The sequence below is a fragment of the Labedaea rhizosphaerae genome (assembly GCF_004362825.1).
Lineage (GTDB): Bacteria > Actinomycetota > Actinomycetes > Mycobacteriales > Pseudonocardiaceae > Labedaea > Labedaea rhizosphaerae.
This window is the reverse complement of the sequence record NZ_SNXZ01000005.1, coordinates 244,660-259,374: the sequence shown is the minus strand read 5'-3', so window position 1 is coordinate 259,374 and position 14,715 is coordinate 244,660. Positions and strand designations below refer to the sequence as shown.

At 71.6% G+C, this 14,715-nt stretch carries 13 protein-coding genes; 12 read left to right on the top strand and 1 reads right to left on the bottom strand.

What is annotated here, in order from left to right:
- The first annotated feature begins 16 nt into the window (after window positions 1-16).
- From EV186_RS27860 to EV186_RS27840, 5 genes are read left to right on the top strand one after another with little or no spacing between them, the layout of a single operon-like run.
- Complete coding sequence (locus tag EV186_RS27860) at window positions 17-1,432, top strand: ATP-binding protein (RefSeq protein WP_133852418.1); 1,416 nt, start codon at window positions 17-19, stop codon at window positions 1,430-1,432.
- Window positions 1,429-1,896 carry a GerMN domain-containing protein gene (locus tag EV186_RS27855; protein WP_133852417.1) on the top strand — a complete coding sequence of 156 codons (468 nt, stop codon included), beginning with the start codon at window positions 1,429-1,431 and terminating at the stop codon, window positions 1,894-1,896. The genes EV186_RS27860 and EV186_RS27855 overlap by 4 nt, the downstream gene beginning before the upstream one ends.
- A gap of 41 nt (window positions 1,897-1,937) precedes the next feature.
- Entirely contained in the window at window positions 1,938-4,205 is a 2,268-nt protein-coding gene (locus tag EV186_RS27850) for a xanthine dehydrogenase family protein molybdopterin-binding subunit (protein ID WP_133852416.1), read from the top strand.
- On the top strand, window positions 4,202-4,672 hold the full coding sequence (locus tag EV186_RS27845) for a (2Fe-2S)-binding protein (protein ID WP_133852415.1): 471 nt from the start codon (window positions 4,202-4,204) through the stop codon (window positions 4,670-4,672). The genes EV186_RS27850 and EV186_RS27845 overlap by 4 nt, the downstream gene beginning before the upstream one ends.
- Complete coding sequence (locus tag EV186_RS27840; RefSeq protein WP_133852414.1) at window positions 4,669-5,496, top strand: FAD binding domain-containing protein; 828 nt, start codon at window positions 4,669-4,671, stop codon at window positions 5,494-5,496. The genes EV186_RS27845 and EV186_RS27840 overlap by 4 nt, the downstream gene beginning before the upstream one ends.
- A gap of 269 nt (window positions 5,497-5,765) precedes the next feature.
- Here EV186_RS27840 and EV186_RS27835 read toward each other — a convergent pair whose 3' ends face one another.
- Window positions 5,766-6,332, bottom strand: a complete 567-nt coding sequence (locus tag EV186_RS27835; RefSeq protein ID WP_133852413.1) for a TetR/AcrR family transcriptional regulator — start codon at window positions 6,330-6,332, stop codon at window positions 5,766-5,768.
- Window positions 6,333-6,466: 134 nt separating this feature from the next.
- On the opposite strand from EV186_RS27835, the gene EV186_RS27830 reads away from it, so the two are divergent.
- The 7 genes from EV186_RS27830 to EV186_RS27800 all read left to right on the top strand — a co-directional run bounded on the left by EV186_RS27830 (window position 6,467) and on the right by EV186_RS27800 (window position 14,709).
- Window positions 6,467-6,928 (top strand): (2Fe-2S)-binding protein, encoded by a 462-nt coding sequence (locus EV186_RS27830; protein WP_133852412.1) that lies wholly within the window; start codon window positions 6,467-6,469, stop codon window positions 6,926-6,928.
- A complete protein-coding gene (locus EV186_RS27825; RefSeq protein ID WP_133852411.1) occupies window positions 6,915-7,874 on the top strand; it encodes an FAD binding domain-containing protein in 960 nt (319 codons plus the stop codon). The genes EV186_RS27830 and EV186_RS27825 overlap by 14 nt, the downstream gene beginning before the upstream one ends.
- A complete protein-coding gene (locus tag EV186_RS27820) occupies window positions 7,871-10,042 on the top strand; it encodes a xanthine dehydrogenase family protein molybdopterin-binding subunit (RefSeq protein WP_133852612.1) in 2,172 nt (723 codons plus the stop codon). Before EV186_RS27825 ends, EV186_RS27820 begins: the two co-directional genes overlap by 4 nt.
- Window positions 10,043-10,087: 45 nt before the next feature.
- Window positions 10,088-12,370 (top strand): helix-turn-helix domain-containing protein, encoded by a 2,283-nt coding sequence (locus EV186_RS27815; RefSeq protein ID WP_133852410.1) that lies wholly within the window; start codon window positions 10,088-10,090, stop codon window positions 12,368-12,370.
- Between the two features lie 81 nt (window positions 12,371-12,451).
- Window positions 12,452-13,537, top strand: coding sequence for a PPE domain-containing protein (locus EV186_RS27810; RefSeq protein ID WP_133852409.1), 1,086 nt, complete (start codon window positions 12,452-12,454; stop codon window positions 13,535-13,537).
- A 12-nt stretch (window positions 13,538-13,549) separates the two neighbouring features.
- Complete coding sequence (locus EV186_RS27805; RefSeq protein WP_133852408.1) at window positions 13,550-13,903, top strand: hypothetical protein; 354 nt, start codon at window positions 13,550-13,552, stop codon at window positions 13,901-13,903.
- Window positions 13,900-14,709 (top strand): ESX secretion-associated protein EspG, encoded by an 810-nt coding sequence (locus tag EV186_RS27800; protein WP_133852407.1) that lies wholly within the window; start codon window positions 13,900-13,902, stop codon window positions 14,707-14,709. The genes EV186_RS27805 and EV186_RS27800 overlap by 4 nt, the downstream gene beginning before the upstream one ends.
- The last annotated feature ends 6 nt before the right edge of the window (window positions 14,710-14,715 follow it).

The following is a 14,715-nucleotide window of genomic DNA, read 5'->3' as shown; positions in this document are numbered from 1 at the left end:
TTGTGATCGGACCGCTGTGATCGGACTGCGCACCCGCCTGCTGCTGGCGTTCGCGTTGCTCAGCGCCGTCACCGCGGCCGCGGTCGCCGGAGTCGGCTACGCCCGCTCGCGCGACGCCATCGTGCAGCGGACCCAGGACAACGCGGTGATCGAGACGACCAACCGGATCGAGCAGCTCTACCCGTTGCCCGCCGACCCGGACCAGGACGCCCTGGAGAAGATCGCGGGTGGGGTGTCCGGGCGGGAGGGCAACGCGCTGGTCGAGGCGAACGGCCTGCGTGCGGGCGGCCTCGACCCGTCCATCGTGACCGCCGCGCTGCGGGAGGAGGTCGACTCCGGGCGGATCGCCTGGCAGCGCGTGGCCGCGGGCAACCACACGATGCTGGTCATCGGCAGCCAGTTGCGGATCACCGACGACAGCGGCGTGACCGAGCCGTCGGGCATCACGGTGTACGTGGTGCGTGGCCTGTTGCCGGAGGAAGAGGTGGTCCACGGGCTGGCCCGGGATGCCTGGTTGATCGGTGGCGCGGGCGTGGTGATGACGATGGTGCTCGCGCTGCTGGCCGCGCGCAGCGTGTTGCGCCCGGTCCGGGAACTGCAACGCACCGCGCAGCGCCTCGGCTCCGGCGACCTCAACGCCCGCCTGCACGTCGTGCGCGGCCGGGACGAACTGGCCGCCGTGGCCCACACGTTCAACCAGACCGCGGAGTCGTTGCAGCACCACGTGGGTGAGCTGCGCCGGATGGAATCCGACGCGCGCCGCTTCGTCGCCGACGTGTCGCACGAACTGCGCACGCCGCTCGCCGCGATGAGCGCGGTCACCGACATGCTCGACGCCGAGGCCGCGGAGCTGCCGCCGGTCGCGGGCGAGGCGGTGCGGCTGGTGAGCCGGGAGACCCACAACCTGACCCGGCTGGTGAACGACCTGATCGAGGTGACCCGGTTCGACTCGGGCACGGCGGCGCTCGCCCTCGACGAGATCGACGTGGCCGACGCGATCCGCGTGACGTTGCGCGTGCGCGGGTTCGGCGACCGGGTCGAGACCGACCTGCCGGACGGGATCCGCGCGGTCGTCGACCCGCGCCGCCTGGACGTGATCGTCGCGAACCTGGTCGGCAACGCCTTGCGCCACGGCGCCCCACCGGTCACCGTCACGCTGCGCACCGAAGGTGATGACCTCGTGCTCACCGTCACCGACGCGGGTCCCGGGCTCGACCCGGAGGTGCTCCCGCACGTGTTCGACCGGTTCTACAAGGCCGACACCGCCCGCAGCCGGTCCGAGGGCAGCGGCCTCGGCCTGGCCATCGCGTGGGAGAACGCCCGGCTGCACGGCGGGGCCCTGATCGCGGGCAACGGCGCCGGAGGCGGGGCCGTGTTCACCTTGCGCATGCCGCGGCACCAGCCGGGTCAGGTCGTGGGGGTGCCGCGATGACCCGGCTGCTCGCGACCTTGCTGGTGGTACTGGCCGTCGCCGGGTGCGGGGTGCGGCCCAGCGGGGTGATCCCCGGTCTGGAGGCACCGGCGGGGCCACGCAAGGACACCATGCCGACCCTGTACTTCGTGTCGCCCGACAAGAAGGAAGTAGTGCCGGTGGACCGGATCGCCCCGGCCCTGCCGGGCGCCGACGTGCTCAGCATGCTCGCCGCCGGTCCCGACGAGGACGGGCGTGGCAAGGGCCTGAGCACGCAGGTGCCGCGGCGGGCGGCGCCCGCGATCGTCACGCAGAACGGCACGACGCTCGAGGTGTGGCTGCACACCGATGTCGCCGGGTTGAGCAAGATCGCCGTGGACCAGATCGTCTGCACTTTGCTCTTGCAGTACCCCCGTGCCGAGCGGGCGAACCTGCACGGTGGTTCGCACACGCTGGGTCAGCGGACCTGCCCGGCGGGGAGGTAAGTTCGCCGGTGGACGATCCACCGCCGTCGGAAGGTCCGTGCATGAGCATCCTGGGTACCCGCGTGCACCGCGTCGAGGACCCGGCGTTCCTGACCAAGGGTGGGACCTACACCGACGACCTGACCGATGAGCGCCTGGCCGGCGCACTGCACCTGACGTTGGTCCGCTCGCCGATCGCGCACGCCACGATCACGTCGATCGACACGTCGGCGGCCAAGCAAGCGCCGGGCGTGGTTGCCGTGCTCACCGCCGCCGACTGCGATCTCGAGCCGGTGCTGGTGTTCGATCGTGCCAACAAGAAAATGGTGCGGCCGTACCTGGCCACCGACCGGGTCCGGTTCGTGGGGGAGCCGGTGGCCGCCGTGCTCACCGAGCACCCGTACCAGGGCGAGGACGCCGCCGAACTCGTCGACGTCGACTACGACCCGCTGCCCGCCGTGGTCGACGTCGAGGCGGCGCTGAACGGCGAGGTGTTGTTGTTCCCCGAGGCGGGCACCAACGTGGCCACCGCCAAGGGTTCGGCCGACCCCGGTGCCGGCTTCTTCGCCGACTGCGAGGTCGTGGTCACCAAGCAGATCCTGAACCAGCGGGTCGCGCCCGCGCCGTTGGAGACCCGAGCCGCCGCGGCCGCATGGGACGACGGCCGCTACACGGTGTTCTGCTCCAACCAGAACGCCCAGGGCACCCGCGACGACCTGGCCGAGCGGCTCGGCGTCGACGTGGCCGACGTGCACGTGATCCTCCCGGACGTCGGCGGCGGGTTCGGCGCGAAGATCGGCGCCGACCCGGAGTACGTGCTGGTCGCGTGGCTCGCCCGGCGCCTCGGTCGTCCGGTGCGCTGGAGCGAGAGCCGCTCGGAGAACATGACCGGGTTGGTGCACGGTCGCGCGCAGCACCAGACGATCACGATCGGCGGCGACCGCGACGGCACGGTCAAGGCCTACCAGTTGAAGATCGTCGGCGAAGCCGGCGCCTACCCGGCCTTTGGTGCCGCCTTGCCCAACCTCACCGGCATGATGGCCCGCGGCACCTACGACATCGCGCGCAAGCACTCCTCGTACGTCTCGGTGGTCACCAACACCACGCCGACCGGCGCGTACCGCGGTGCGGGCCGGCCCGAGGCGACCCAGGCCATCGAGCGGGCCATGGATCTGTTCGCCCGGGCGATCGGGATGGATCCGGCCGACGTGCGCCGCAAGAATTTCATCGCGCCGGAGCAGTTCCCGTACGAGATCACCGACGAGATCTCCTACGACACCGGCGAGTACGCCAAGGCCCTCGACCTGGCGCTGCGGTCGGCCGGGTACGAGCAGTTGCGTGCCGAGCAGGCGCGCCGCCGCGAACGCGGGGACACGAAGCTGCTCGGCATCGGCCTCTCGTCCTATGTGGAGATCACGGCCGGGGGTGGCGCGTCGGAGAACGGCTCGGTCGAGGTCCACCCGGACGGCACGGTCACGGTGCTCACCGGCAGCTCACCGCACGGGCAGGGCCACGCGACCGCGTGGGCGATGCTCGCGCACGAGCAACTGGGCATCCCGATGGAGAAGATCACCGTCCGGCACGGGGACACCGACCAGATCCCGGAGGGCGCCGGGACCATGGGGTCACGCAGCCTGCAGACCGGCGGCATCGCCGTGCACAAGGCGGCGGGCGAACTGGTGGAACTGGCCAAGCAGCGGGCCGCCGACCTGCTGGAGGCCGACGTCGCCGACCTGGTGGTGGACAAGGACGTCGCCGCGATCACCGTGGCCGGGGTGCCCAGCGCGCGGAAGATCACGTTCGCCGAGCTGGCCGCCCAGGAGCAGCTTCGCGTGCACACCGAGTGGGATGCCGGGAAGGCGACGTTCCCGTTCGGCGCGCACGTCGCCGTCGTCGAGGTCGACGCGGAGACGGGAAAGGCCGCCGTGCAACGGATCTGGGCGGTGGACGACGCCGGTCCGGTGCTGAACCCGTTGCTGTTCGACGGGCAGCGCCACGGCGGGATCGCCCAGGGCATCGCGCAGGCCATGCTGGAAGAGGTCACCTACGACGAGGACGGCCAGCCGCTCGCGGCGAGCTTCGCCGACTACGGCATCCCGTCCGCCGCCGAGCTGCCCAGCTTCGACCTGGTCGGCATGGAAACCCCGACCGACGCGAACCCCTTGGGGTACAAGGGGATCGGCGAAGCCGGCACGATCGGGTCGTGCCCCGCGGTGCAGAACGCCGTGATCGACGCGGTCGCGCACCTCGGCGTGGACCACATCGACATGCCGCTCACCCCGGTGCGGGTGTGGACGGCCATCCAGCAGGCGGCCGGAGGAGCCAAGTGAAGGTCGAGATCAACGTCAACGGCACGGCCACGACCGCCGACGTCGAGCCGCGCACCCTGCTCGTGCACTACCTGCGCGACAACCTGGGGCTCAAGGCCACCAACATCGGGTGCGACACCACCTCCTGCGGCGCGTGCACGGTCCTGCTGGACGGCGAGTCGGTCAAGTCGTGCACCGTGCTGGCCGCGCAGGCCGACGGGCTTTCGGTGACCACCATGGAGGGCCTGTCCGACGACGGCACGCTGTCCCACCCGGTCACCGCGGCGTTCCGGCAGGAACACGGCCTGCAGTGCGGGTTCTGCACGCCGGGCATGGTGATGGCCGCGGTCAGCCTGATCGAGGAGAACCCCGATCTGACCGAAGCGGACGTCCGAAGTGGACTGGAAGGCAACCTGTGCCGCTGCACGGGTTACCACAACATCGTTCGCGCCGTGCTCGTGGCCGCGGGGAAGGACCCCGACGCATGATCCCGGTCGCCTTCGACTACCAGCGCCCGCAGACCCTCGACGAGGCGGTCGCGCTGCTCGCCACCCGCGGCGAGGACGCGACCGTGCTCGCCGGTGGCCACTCGCTGCTGCCGGTGATGAAGCTGCGCATGGCCGCGCCCGAGCTGGTGATCGACATCGGCCGCCTGGCGGAACTGCGGCACCTCCGTGTCGAGGGTGACGAGATCGCCATCGGCGCCGCGACCCGCTACCGCGACCTGGTGACGTCAACGGTGCTGGCTGCCGAGTGCGCGCTGCTGCCCGCCGTCGCGGCGACCGTCGGCGACCCGCAGGTCCGCCACCGCGGCACCCTGGGTGGGGCGATCGCCCACGGCGACCCGGCCGGCGACATGCCCGCCGCGATCCTCGCCCTGGACGGAACCGTTGTCCTGCAAGGCCCGAACGGCCGCCGGTCGGTCCCCGTGGCCGAGTTCTACACCGGCCTGTTCTCGACGGTCCGCGAGCCGGACGAGCTGGTCGTCGAGATCCGCGTGCCCCGCACCGGCGCCACCGGCTGGGCGTACGAGAAGTTCACCCGCCGCAGCAACGACTGGGCCATCGTCGCGGTGGCCGTGGCCACGATGCCATCGGGCGCGGTCAACGTCGCCATGGTGAATATGGCCGGCACACCGATCCGCGCCACCGCAACGGAAGCCGCGCTGGCCGAAGGCAAGTCCATAGTGGACGCCGCCGCCCTGGCCGCCGAGGGCACCAACCCGCCCGCGGACACGCACGGCACCCCGGAGTACCGCCGCCACCTCGCCCAAGTCCTGACCCGCCGCGCCCTGCAAACCGCCATCGCCTGACCCCCACCCACTCCTTCACCCAGGCGTGTCCCACGTTCGCGCCGGGTGTGTCCCACACTCGGGAGGGCCGTGGCCCGCGTGAGGGTGGCAGCGGTGTGGAACACGGGCTATCGGAACGGGGGACACGCCCTGTCGGAACAGGGGACACGCCCCGCCGGAACAGGGGACACGCCCGGCCGGAACAGGGGACACACCCAGCTGGAACGGGGGACACACCCGCTCGGAGCGGGGGACACGCCGGGTCGGAGCGGGGGACACACCCGTGAGGGTCAGGGGCGCATGCCGCGCCAGATGAGGTCGAGCAGGCGCTCGGTCTGGTCCTTCCAGTCGCCGTCCGGGTCGAGGTGCAGCAGTCCGGCCAGGCCACGCATGACGATCGTCGCGTCCAGTTCGGGGCGCACGTGGCCGGCCTCGATGTTGGCCGCCAGCAACACACCCAGCGCATCCACAATGGACTGGAACGCGCTCGCCGGCAACCGCCCGCGGGACGCGGTGGCCGCGCTCAGGGCATCGACCAGTCCGCGCTTGGTCATCATGTAGCGGGCCAGGTGGTCGACGATCCAGGCCCGGAACGCTTCTTCGGGTCCGTGGTCGGCGAGCAGTTTGGGCACCACCTCGACCAGTTGCCGCACCTCACGCTCGTAGACCGCGAGGATCAACGCCTCCTGGGTGGGGAAGTGCCGGTACACCGTGCCGACCCCGACCTCCGCCTGCTTGGCGATGGCGTTGAACGAGACCTCACCCGACGAGGTGAGGGCTTTGGCCGCCACCGCCACGATGCGCTCGTGGTTGCGCCGGGTGTCCGCCCTGCGGGAGCTGACGGATCCGGTGCTCATCGGCGAACCTCCCACGGATTGGCGCTTGACCTGGAGCAGCTCCAGCATAGGACACTCGTTTGCGAAGCGGATTGTCATCCGCTAGCGTCGCGGACAGTGAAGCGGATGATTATCCGGTTGGGGAGTGTGGACCAGTGAACATCTCTCTCGAAGTCGATGGCAAGACCGAAGAACTCGACATCGAGCCCGGCGTGACGTTGCTCGACGCGTTGCGTGAACGACTCGACCACACCGGTACCAAGAAGGGCTGCGATCGCGGCCAGTGCGGTGCGTGCACCGTCCACGTCGGCGGCCGGCCGGTGCTGTCCTGCCTGACCCTGGCCGCGACGGTGCGCGAACCGGTCACCACGGTCGAGGGCCTGCGCGACGGCGACGAACTGCACCCGGTGCAGCGCGCGTTCGTCGACCAGGACGCCATGCAGTGCGGGTTCTGCACGTCCGGTCAGATCATGTCGGCCGTCGCGGCGGTCGAGCAGGGCATCGACAACCCCGAGGACGTGCGCGAGTTCATGTCCGGCAACCTGTGCCGCTGCTCGGCCTACCCCAACATCGTCGCCGCGATCGAGCAGGCCAGGAGCACCGATGCGACCGTTTGAGCTGACCGCCCCCACCACCGTCGACGACGCCATCCAGAGCCGCGCGACCTTCCTCGCCGGCGGCACCACCCTCGTCGACCTCATGAAGCTCGACGTCCTGACCCCGCGCCACGTCGCCGACATCAACGGCCTCCCGCTGCGCGGCATCGACAGCAGCGACGGCCTGCGGATCGGCGCGCTGGCGCGGATGGCCGACGTCGCGGCCCACCCCGGCGTCTACCCGGTGATCTCGCGTGCCCTGCTGCGCAGTGCTTCCCAGCAGCTGCGCAACATGGCGAGCATCGGTGGCAACCTGGTGCAGCGCACCCGGTGCACCTACTTCCGCGATGTCAGCACGCCGTGCAACCGGCGTGAGCCCGGCAGCGGTTGTCCCGCGATCACCGGCGCGAACCGGATGCACGCGATCTTCGGCGGCAGCGACCACTGCGTGGCGACCCACCCGAGCGACCTCGCCGTCGCCCTGGTCGCGCTGGACGCGCAGATCCGGCTGGCCGGCCCGGACGGTATACGCACGGTCGCGCTCGCCGAGTTCTACCGCCTGCCCGGCGACACCCCCGAGCTCGAACACGACCTGCGCGAGGGTGAGCTGATCACCGAGGTCGTCGTGCCGCGCCTGGACTGGGCGGCCAACTCCACCTACGTGAAGGTGCGCGACCGCGAGTCCTACGAGTTCGCGCTGTGCTCGGCCGCGGTGGCCCTGGACGTGCACGACGGCGTGATCCGCGACGCGCGGGTCGCGGTGGGTGGCGTGGCCACCGTGCCGTGGCGGCTGCCCGGCGTCGAGGCGGCCCTGCGTGGCGCGCCGCTGACCGAGGACGCCTTCCAGCAGGCGGCGGCACTGGCCACCGAAGGCGCGCGACCGTTGCCGGAGAACGGTTTCAAGACGAAGTTGCTGCCCCGGACGCTGGTCCGCGCGCTGCACGAACTCACCGAGGAGAACCGCTGATGCCCCGGCTGGACGCGCCGCTGAAGGTCACCGGCGCCGCCAAGTACGGCGTCGACCACAACTTCCCGGGCATGGCCTACGGCTACGTCGTGGTGAGCACCGTCGCCAACGGCGAGATCGAAGGCATGGACGTCGAGGCGGCCAAGGCGGCGCCGGGCGTGCTCGGCGTGTATTCGCCGTTCGACCCGCTCGTGCTCACCGCGCCGACCCTGGCCGCGTTCGGCGAGACCTGGGTTCCCTTGCAGAACAAGGAGGTCGACTACCACGGGCAGCCGATCGCCTTCGTCGTCGCGGAGACCTTCGAGCAGGCGCGCGACGCCGCGGCGCTCATCGATGTGACCTATCGGGAACGCCCGGCGGTGACCTCGCTGCAGGAAGGTCTTGCCACCGCCGAAGACCCGCCCGCGGTGCGGGGTGGCGGCCCGACATCGCTCGACGTGCTCGCCGACGGCGTGGCGTCCATCGAGGACGCGTTCGCGGCCAGCCCGGTGGTCGTCGACAACACCTACAGCACCGCGGGGCAGCACCACGCCCCGATGGAGCCGCACTCGGCCGTCGCGGTGTGGGAGTCGGGTGAGCTGACCGTCTACAGTGGAAGCCAGGGCAGCCACCTGCAGGTGGCCGAGCTCGCCGACGCGCTGCGGCTGGACCGGTCGGCCGTGCACTCGGTCAACCCGTTCGTCGGCGGTGCGTTCGGCGGCAAGGGCCGCACCTCGGCGCCCGCCTTCCTCGCCGCGGCGGCGGCGATGGTGCTCGAACGCCCGGTGAAGGCGTCGCTGACCAGGGAGCAGGTCTTCACCGCGACCGCGGGCCGCGCGGCCACCGTGCAGCGGGTTTCCCTTGGCGCGCACCGCAACGGCATGCTGGTCGCGTTGCGCCACGACTCGTGGTGCGCGACGGACGTGGACCGCTCGTTCGTCGAGCCGACCTCGCACGGCACGTCACGGGAGTGGTACGCCACCGAGAACCTGTCGATCAGCCAGAAGATCGTGCCGCTGAACCTGCCGCGCACCACATTCATGCGCGCGCCGGGTGAGGCGCCGGGGTCGTTCGCGCTCGAGAGCGCCATGGACGAACTCGCGGTGGCACTGGACATGGACCCGATCGAGCTGCGCCGGCGCAACAGCTCGGTGGCGCCGCCCGGTGTGGACCTGCAGTGGTCGAGCAAGCACCTCGACGAGTGCTTCGAAATCGGCGCTCGCCGCTTCGGCTGGAACCGTCGCAGGCCGGGCGAGCGCGTCGAGGGCGACTGGGTGGTCGGGATGGGCACCGCGACCGCCATGTTCCCCGCTATCCGGTTCCCCGCAACGGTTCGCGTCACGCTGCACGCCGACGAGACCGCCGAGGTCGCCACCAGCGGCGCCGACCCGGGCACCGGGCTGCTCACCGTGCTCAACCAGATCGCCGCGGAGTCGCTGGACCTCGCCCCCGAGCGCGTCACCGCCAAGCTCGGCGACTCGAACCTGCCGCCCGGCGGGTTGTCCGGCGGTTCGACTGCCACGGCAAGCACCGGCACGGCCATCATGATCGCCGCGACCCAGCTGATCGACGAGCTGGTGGCCTTGGCGTCCGAGCCGGGCGCGCCGTTCGCGGGCAAGGAGGTCACCTACGCCGACGGCAAGGTGTTCGCCGACGGCCAGGAGTTGACCTTCGGGGCGTTGTTGCGGGAATTGGGCCGCGAATCGTTGGTGGTGTCCGGCTCCTCGGCGCCCGGCGAGGAGATGACCAAGCACTCCTTCAGCTCGTTCGGCGCGCAGTTCTGCGAGGTCCGGGTGCACCGGCTCACCCGCGAGGTCCGTGTGTCCCGGATGCTCGGCGTGTTCGACGCGGGCCGGATCATCAACGAGCAGACCGCCCGCAGCCAGCTCATGGGCGGGATGATCTGGGGTGTCTCCGCCGCGTTGCACGAGGCGATGGAGTTCGAGGCGGACGGCCGGCTGGCCAACGGCGACTTCGCCGGCTACCTGATCCCGGTCAACGCCGACATCCCCGAAGTCGATGTCGAGTTCGTGCAGTACCCGGACACGTTGCACAACGCGGTCGGCGCCCGGGGCGTCGGTGAGATCGGCGTGGTCGGCATGGCGGCGGCGATCGCCAACGCCGTGTACGACGCCACCGGCATCCGGGTGCGTCACATCCCGATCCGCATCGAGGACCTGCTCGACTGATCCCGCTAGAGTTGTCCCCCAGCCGCGGGATGGGGGACAACCGGCGTGATCAGCGAGTTCGGCGAGCTGCTGCGACGCCTGCGCAAGAACGCCGGGTTGACCCAGGACGAGCTGTGCCGCCGTTCGGGGGTATCCGAGCGCACCATCCGCAGGCTGGAGACCCACAAGGACGCCAACCCGCAGCTGGAAACCGTGCGGTTGCTGGCCGACGCGCTCGGCCTCGGCCCGGACGAGCACACCCAGCTGCTGGCCGCCGCGGGCGGCACACCCGTTGCCGCCCAGGACAACGCCCAAGGCAGCGCCCAGGACAAGACACAGGACAAGACACAGGACAAGACACAGGACAAGCCGCCGAGCCCGCCAGTGGACCGCGCGCTCGCCGCGGCGGGCGACGACCTGGCGGGTGCGGTCGCGGCCCGCTGCAAGCGGGAAGAGGAACTGCACCGCATCCAGGACCCGTTGCCGCTGCCCGTGCGGTGGCGAGCCGCCCCCGACGAGCTGATCGACCACTGGACGAACATCCGCCGCGCGAAGCCGGGGGCCGGCGCCGAGCCGCTGCCGCTCGCGGGTCGCCTGGACGAGATCGTCGACGTCTACCGCCGCATCCCGTCCGGGCGGCTCGTCGTGCTGGGCAAGGCCGGGTCGGGCAAGACCATGCTTGCGGTCCGGTTCGTGCTGGACGTGCTGGCCACACGCACGCCGGGCGATGTGGTGCCGGTCCTGGTCAGCCTCGGTTCGTGGGATCCGACGAAGGCGAGCCTGCGCGACTGGCTGACCACGCGGCTCGAACGCGACTACCCGGGGCTCGCCGCGACCGGCGACGACGGCGCGACGCTGGCCGCCGCGCTGGTGGCGCGCGACCGCGTGCTGCCCGTGCTCGACGGGTTCGACGAGCTCGCCGAGGGCCTGCACCGCGACGCGCTCGAGGAGCTGAACCGCACCACGCTGCCGTTGCTGCTCACCAGCCGCCCGCACGACTACGCCATGGCGGTGGCCCGCACCGACGTGCTGACCGCGGCCGCCGGGGTCGAGGTCACCGACCTCACCGTGGCCGACCTGGCCGACTACCTGCCCCGCACGACCCGTGGCGGTGGGTGGGACGTCGTGCTCGACGAGTTGCGTGCGCACCCGCACGGCGCGGCCAGCGAGAACCTGCATGCGGTGCTGACGACGCCGTTGATGGTGGGGCTGGCCCGGGCGACCTACAGCGACACCCCGGACCGCGACCCCGCGGAGCTGCTGGACACCGAGCGGTTCGCCACGCCGGAGGCGGTGGAGGACCACCTGCTCAGCAGCTTCATAGCCACCGCCTACCGCGGGGTCCCGCAGCAGCGGTGGGGTGCCGACCGCGCCCACCGGTGGCTGCGGCACCTCGCGCGCCACCTCGACCGGCTCGGCAGCCGCGACCTCGCGTGGTGGGAACTGGGCACCTCCCTGCGCCCCCGGCAACGGATGCTGGTGATCGGGCTGGTCGCGGGCTTCGTGGTGGGTTTCGTCGATCTCCTGGTGGAGGCGCCCAAGTTCGGCATCGCGCGGGGCGGGGTCAGCGCCATCCTGGTCGCGTTGACCACGGCGCTGACCCTTGGCCCGATGCACTGGATCGTGGCCCGCTCCGCCGGGTTCGTGCTGCAACCGGCCAAGTTCCGGATGGGCTGGTGGGCCGGGCGTGGCCCGGTGCGCCGGCTCGGCACCCGCCTGCGCTACGGCTTCACCGCCGGGATGATCCTGGGGGTGGGGTTCGCCGCCCTGCGCGACGTCCTTCTGTCCGGCGCGACCTGGGCGCCGGGTGGCGTCGTCGTCACGCTGTTCGACATGCTGTTGTTCGGCACCGTGTTCGGGGTCGGCATCGCGCTGGGCGCGGGGATGGTCGCGGTGCTCGAGTCGCCGCTCGACGTCCGGTCCGTGGTCAGCCCGGAGGACCTGCTGCGGACCAACCGCACCACGATCGCGGGCCAGATGGCGGTGTTCGGCTCGGTCTTCGCCGTGATCATCGCCTTCGGCACGAGCCTGCTGACCCGGCTGCTGCACCTCGTGCGGCTCGACGAACTCGCGGGTGTCACGTTCGTATGGGACACCCGGGACGGGATCTTCATCGGCTTGATCGGCGGGGTCGGCGGTGCCCTGGGCTATGTCGTCAGCCTGACCGCGTGGGGGCAGTGGGCGGTCTTCGCGCGGCTGTGGCTGCCGCTGACCGGACGCCTGCCGTGGGCACTGAACTCGTTCCTCGACGACGCCTGCCGCCGCGGTCTGCTGCGCCGGTCCGGCGCGGTCCACCAGTTCCGCCATGCCCGGCTGCAGGACCACTTGCTGGCTGCTGACCGGCACTGACCTGCGCTGATGCGTGACCGGTCACCGATGACCGGTCGGTGACCTGGTTCTTTCCGGTCCGTGCGACCCAAGCTCGGCCCCATGGTTGACGGGCTGCAGGGGCTGGCGGACACGGTCACGTCCATCCTCGGTCAGGCGGGCGAGCTCACCGGCACGGTGCTCGACGCCTTGAACAACGTGTGGGAGCAGGCGACGTCCGTGTTGGTGCCCGAGGGGCGCACCAACTGGTCGGCCTACACCCACAAGCAACTGCACGAGATGCTGTTCGACGACGCCGACGTCGGTGACGTCAGCACCATCGCCGACGCGTGGGGGCGCCACCGCACCGAGCTGGCCGGCCACGCCGAGGCGCTGCGTGGTCAGCAGAACGACCTGCGGGCCAACTGGCACGGCCAGGCCGCGGACCTCGCCGCCGACCGGCTGGGCTCGCTGCACGACCGGGTGTCGAGCATCGCGAGCCACGCCGGGGAGATCCAGAAGGCCGCGCAAGGCGCCGCGGACGCGCTGGCGCTCGCCCGGCGCACGATGCCGCCACCACCGGACGACTCGACGAACGCGAACTTCATGGGATTCGCGCCGCTGCCCCCGGCGCCGGCCACACCGCCGCCACCGGGGGCGGCCATGGCATCCGCGTTCGACAACGTCGCCTCCGGCGGGGCCAGCTTCTACTTCGGGACGAACACCACGATGGGTGGCAAGGCGCAGGCCGTGCAGGTCATGCAGAACTACGAGACCGGCCTGCTCGGCAGCGGCAGCCTGATCCCGAACCGCCAGGGCAACACCGACGCCGCGTCCTACCGGGTCGACGCCGTGCACACCGCGTCGACGAGCGCGGCGAGCTTCGCCGGCGGGGGCAGCCCTTCGCCGGGCGCCGGTTCGGGGTCCGGTGGCGTCGCGTGGCACGACCTCACCGGCCGCGACCGCCTCGGCGCACGCGGCACGACGGGGTTCGGTGCGGGCGTCGCCAACCAGATCGCGGTCGGCGAAGGTGCGCTCGCCGAGTCGGCGGCGGCCCAGCGCGGCGGGATCGGCGGCTTCGCCCCGGCCGCGGGCACCCGGCCCAGCGGCGGCGGCGACAAGGACCGCACGAGCGTCAAGCTGCCGACCGTGGACAACCAGCTCTTCGCCAGCGACGAACAGCCGAGCCTGCCGGTCATCGGGCTCTAGGAGGGGATTCCCATGCACGACAACACCGATGACCACCAGGGCGGCAAGCGTGTCGAGGTCGCGCCGGACGAGCTGCGTGGCCAGGTCGCCGCGCTGACCGAGATCGCCGACAAGACCAGTGAGCTGGTCGGCTCCGCGCGGGAACTCGCCGAACGCAACCCGAAGCTGGGCACCGCGCCGCCCGCGGTGAACATCGGCAAGCTGCTGCGTGCCGGTGGCGCGATGCTGACCGCCGAGATCGACGCGGCCGAGACCGAGCTGGCGAGCTTCCACGGGGCGTTGCACGACACGGTCGTCGAGTACGAGGAAGGCGATCGCGCCATCGCGTGGCGGTTCACCAAGGCCGACCAGAAGCACGAGTCATGACCGACACGGCACCTAGGTTGATCGGGCTGGGACTGGTCGAGCTGGACCTGCTGTGCACGCACGCGGGCGTGGCCGCGCCGTTCCCCTTGCAGGTGCCGTCGTTCGGCCGGATCGAGGGCGAGCGCGCGGTGCTGCTGGCCGCCGCGGGGGAGACGCTGCGCGCCCGCGGTCTCGCCGACGAGGACGGACCGCTCGGCGTCGCCGCCGACCTGGTGACCGCCCTGCGCGACTACCGGGGCGCGGTCGACCTCGTGCTCGTCGGCCGGGACTCGGTGATCGGCGCGGTCGCCCTGGTCCACGGCTCGACCGCGGTGCTGTGCGTGCAGACGACCGCGGTCGACGCCGAGCAGCCGGGCACCGTCGAGGTCCGCAAGGTCGCGCACACGGCGCTGGCCGACGAGCTGGTCGCGGTGGTGCCCGAGGTCGCGGCCGCGGTGTCGATGCCGATCACGTTGCCGCCCGGCGTGCTGGCGCCGGCCGATCGCCGGCCACCGAGCCAGGACGACGGCGTGGTCGAGCAGCACCTGCGGGTCATGGTGCGCGACCGCGGCGGCGATCCCTCGGTGCTCGACCAGCTGGCCAAGCTGCTGCCGACGCTGAGCGGGCGCGGCCAGCTCGGCGCCACGCGCCGCGAGGAGAACGAGGTGACCAGGGCGGGGACCGAGCTGTCCTGGTTGGACGGTCCACAGGGGAGGGTCACGGTGTCCCGGACCGACGACGGGTGGGTGAGCGTGAACCCGTTGCGCCCGGCCGATCTGCGGTTCGCGCTCGACCGGTTCGCCATGACCGCACGCAGTTCACGCTAGACGACG